Raw genomic sequence first — 3,491 nt, 5'->3', positions numbered from 1 at the left:
CACGGAACCCGGGGAAGATCATTCTGATCTCTGCCCAGCGGTCGGTGCCGCTGGTCGCCAACACTGCCGGGAACGGCAAAGGGTCTGCCGCTGGTGGACCGAAACCCGCACTCGGCGCGCCTTGTGATACTGAATGGTCGATGTCGGGCGGCGCCACCAACAGCGCAGTACGGACCCGGACGTCATATCGGTGAGCCCATTGCGCGACGGTGTGACAGCCGAGGCCCCGACGCCGCGCTATCAGCAGCCGGCACCCACTCTCTTCGAACTATCACCACAGGCGCCACTGCGGCAGCCTGTGCGTACCCATGCTGGGCCGATTTTCGGAACTGCCGCGCCGGCACATCGGGGGCGCTCCAGGTCGCGTCGGGCTGCTTCCTCGTACGCCGGACCTGTTCCGGGTCAGCCCGGCCACGCTGGGTCTGCTCCATACGCGCCGCCCTCCCCGTTCAGTAGGGCGACAGCGCTCAGCCGCCAGAGCGACGGCCTCAAACGGGGCGGTCAGGGGACGAGGGCTACGAAGCGGAGGCCTGTCGTACGCTCCGCCAGGTCGAGGGCGGCCGCCGGGTCGTCCAGGCCGACCGTCAGCAGCTCGACCGCGGACAGGTCGAGCTGCCCCGAGTGGACCAGGTTCCACACCGTGGTCACCGTTTCGTCGTCGCTCATCCAGGAGCCGCGCACGGTGAGCCGGCGGTGCATCAGGTCGCCGTACGGGATGGGGAGGTCCTGGCGTACGCCGCCGATGAGCACGAGGGTGCCGCGCCTTCGCAAGCTGTCGTAGGCGGCCATGGTCGCGTCCGCCATCGGCGTGGCGCCGAGGGCGTCCAGGGCCACGTCCACCGGGCCGATCGCCGCCGCGTCGGTCGCGCGGTCGCCGGTCAGTTGGTGGGTGCGCACGCGGGCGTCGAGCTTGGCCAGCCGGTCGAGCGCGTCGGAGTTGCGGCCCACTGCCGTCACCGTCGCCGCGCCTTCCGCCAGCGCAACCAGCACCGCCGCGCCGCCCAGCTGGCCCGTCGCGCCGATCACCGCGACGTCGCGGCCGGCCAGCGTGCCCGCCGCGTGCAGGCCCGTGGCGGCGATGCAGAGCCACGGCAGGAACGACAGACGGGCCGGGTCTGGATAGTTCTCGGCACCGGGCAGCTTGACGATCGTCTCCTTGGCGCACTGAGCGCGCTCGGCGAAGACGCCGTCGCGCCAGACCGTACGCATGCGGTCCGTGCGCTCGCTGCCGGTGCCGGAACCGCCCAGGCCGACCCAGCCCACCAGGATCTCGTCGCCGCCACCCGCGTCGAGCAGCGCCGTGTCCAGCACGATGTCGCCCGGGGCGACGTGAAACACGTCGGGCGCGACGTCGGTTACCCGGGCGATGCAGGAGGGTCCCAAGATCAGGGGGACCGGCAAGCCGCCGCGGTTACCTTTCACCACCATTTTCGTGTACGCCGGGAGATGCGCGGCGAGCACCTCCACGAGCACGCCACCGCCCTGAAGCGTCGGCGGAGAAACCCCAGAGAGGCGTACGTCATCGTCTTGTGCAGCAACAGTCCAAGCTCGCATGAGCCCAGCTTCCCGTTCGCCGGGTTGCAGTTCCCCGGCTGAGGTGATCGTGCTGGCGGTGCGCTGGTACCTGCGCTATGGCCTGTCGTACCGCGACGTGGAGGAACTGCTTGCCGAACGCGGGATCGAGGTCGATCACGTCACGGTCTACCGCTGGGTACAGCGGTTCACGCCGTTGCTGGCTTACGCCGCGCGATTCGCACGGCACGCGCCGGGCGACCGGTGGTTCGTCGACGAGACCTACGTCAAGGTCAACGGGATGTGGCGCTACGTCTACCGGGCCGTCGATCAGTACGGCCAGGTCATCGACGTACTGGTCTCGACCCGTCGAGACGCCGCGGCAGCTCGACGGTTCTTTACCCGTGCCCTCCGGATGCTCACGGTCATCCCGAACGAGGTGGTCACCGACGCTGCGCCCGTCTACCCAGCGGTGCTCGACGAACTCCTGCCGGCGGCATGGCACCACGTCGAGCAGTACGCGAACAACCCGATAGAAGCCGACCACGGTCAACTCAAACGCCGCCTGCGACCGATGCGGGGACTACAGACTGATCGAACTGCGCAGGTGGCGATCACCGGGCACGCCTTCGTGCAGAACCTGCGCCGCGGCCACTACGAACTCGCGGTCGACGCGCGTCCCGCGCTGCGGGTCGTCGCGGCCTTCATCGAACTCGCCCAAGCGATCTGACACCCGGTCCGGCAGGGCTCAGCACGTCCAGCAATCTCGCAATGCAACGGAGCCCACGACAGCAACGCCGCACCCTGCAACAAGCCCGAGCTACACCCTTCTAAAACACCCGCTCAGAGTTGTTCCGCCAAGCTGGCGCTGGGCGCGCACGGCCGGTGAGCCTGGCCAGGACGGGCTGACACCGGCGGGCGCCCCGGCCGCGACGATAACCATTACAGTCGCATTCGTGAGCGCAGATCAGGGTCTTGTCCGGGTGTCCGATTCGTTCGGCGTACGCCGTACCCGAGCCGGATCGATCCTCGCGGATGATGGGAAAAACTATCAGGTCAAGTGGGATGACACCGATGAGGAAGAGCTTGTCCCACGGGGCGCCGGCGTTCACGTCGCGACGAGGGGTTCGCTGCGTTTCCTGGCTCTGTCCGACTCCCGGCTGTTCCACGCCGTTTTCGCCCAAGAGCCCCTCGCGGTGGTTCTCCGCCTGTTGGCCGAGTCGTCGGTCCCGCTGAAGGTGCGAGAGATCCGGGAGCGTCTGGCCGAGCTTGGTCTCCGGAACGAGACCTGGGCCCGGCACGGGCCCCGCGCGCTGGCGGTTCTGCCCAAGTGGCCAAATGTCGTCCGACGGCAGAAGGGCGACACTCTGGCCTACGCCTGGGTGGGGGACGACTTTCCCGAACTCCCGGCAGGGGCCGAGCCTGACCCGGAGCCGGCACCTACGCCCGCGCCTGTGTCGAAGCCCGCTCCGTCTTCCGCCAAGCCGATCGTGGCTGCGACACCGGCCGAACCGGCGGTGCCGTCCGCCGAGCGCCTTCGGCGCCAGATGAGCGCCGCGCGGAGCCTCGGCGAGGTCGCTCGCCTGCTCACGCTCCCGAGAGAGTTCGTGGCTGAGTTGTCACCGGAGGTGGTCGCCTCCGCGCTCCGTCGGGTCGCCGCTGAGGATCGGTTGGTCGCGGGCTGGCTTGACGCCGTGACCGCCTCCGGGCCGATCGGTGCGCTGACCGAGGAACTTGCGACGGCCCGGGCGGCGAACGCCGCACTCCAGAGCCGGGTCGATGAGCTGGAGGAGTGGTGGACGGCCCTTGAGCAGAGCACCGATCCGGGCGCCGCAATCCGTCAGCCGGGTAGCTGAGGAGCTGCTCGCCGTGTGCACGCGGGCCCGCGTGCTGTCCGCCCGGTCCGCATGCCGGTCCTGGAGGGTGCCGGTGGGTTCTCGGCGAGGAACCTCGGCGAATGACCTTCCCCCCGTAGCCCG

Annotated in this window: 4 protein-coding genes; 2 read left to right on the top strand and 2 right to left on the bottom strand. The window is 69.3% G+C overall.

Going from position 1 to position 3,491, the window contains the following annotated elements; genetic code table 11:
* Together Ato02nite_RS53110 and Ato02nite_RS42640 are read right to left on the bottom strand one after the other, a co-directional pair.
* Window positions 1-241, bottom strand: a 241-nt coding sequence (locus Ato02nite_RS53110; RefSeq protein ID WP_369076934.1) for an alpha/beta hydrolase, incomplete at its 3' end; no start/stop codon positions are given.
* A gap of 260 nt (window positions 242-501) precedes the next feature.
* Window positions 502-1,473: a zinc-binding dehydrogenase gene (locus Ato02nite_RS42640; RefSeq protein WP_246608050.1), complete on the bottom strand. Its 972-nt coding sequence runs from the start codon at window positions 1,471-1,473 to the stop codon at window positions 502-504.
* Window positions 1,474-1,552: 79 nt separating this feature from the next.
* Here Ato02nite_RS42640 and Ato02nite_RS42635 point away from each other — a divergent pair, with 79 nt between their 5' ends.
* Both Ato02nite_RS42635 and Ato02nite_RS42630 read left to right on the top strand, forming a co-directional pair.
* On the top strand, window positions 1,553-2,242 hold the full coding sequence (locus Ato02nite_RS42635) for an IS6 family transposase (RefSeq protein WP_213012419.1): 690 nt from the start codon (window positions 1,553-1,555) through the stop codon (window positions 2,240-2,242).
* A gap of 226 nt (window positions 2,243-2,468) precedes the next feature.
* Window positions 2,469-3,368 carry a hypothetical protein gene (locus Ato02nite_RS42630; protein WP_213012418.1) on the top strand — a complete coding sequence of 300 codons (900 nt, stop codon included), beginning with the start codon at window positions 2,469-2,471 and terminating at the stop codon, window positions 3,366-3,368.
* Window positions 3,369-3,491 lie beyond the last annotated feature (123 nt).

It is taken from the genome of Paractinoplanes toevensis (genome assembly GCF_018332695.1).
GTDB lineage: Bacteria > Actinomycetota > Actinomycetes > Mycobacteriales > Micromonosporaceae > Actinoplanes > Actinoplanes toevensis.
Note: the sequence above shows the minus strand (reverse complement) of the source record. Positions and strands in the feature narration are given on the sequence as shown.

What these genes read in the sequence shown, in the direction of transcription:
- Ato02nite_RS42635 (WP_213012419.1), top strand. Translation starts at nt 1,553, where the DNA reads ATGAGCCCAGCTTCCCGTTCGCCGGGTTGCAGTTCCCCGGCTGAGGTG.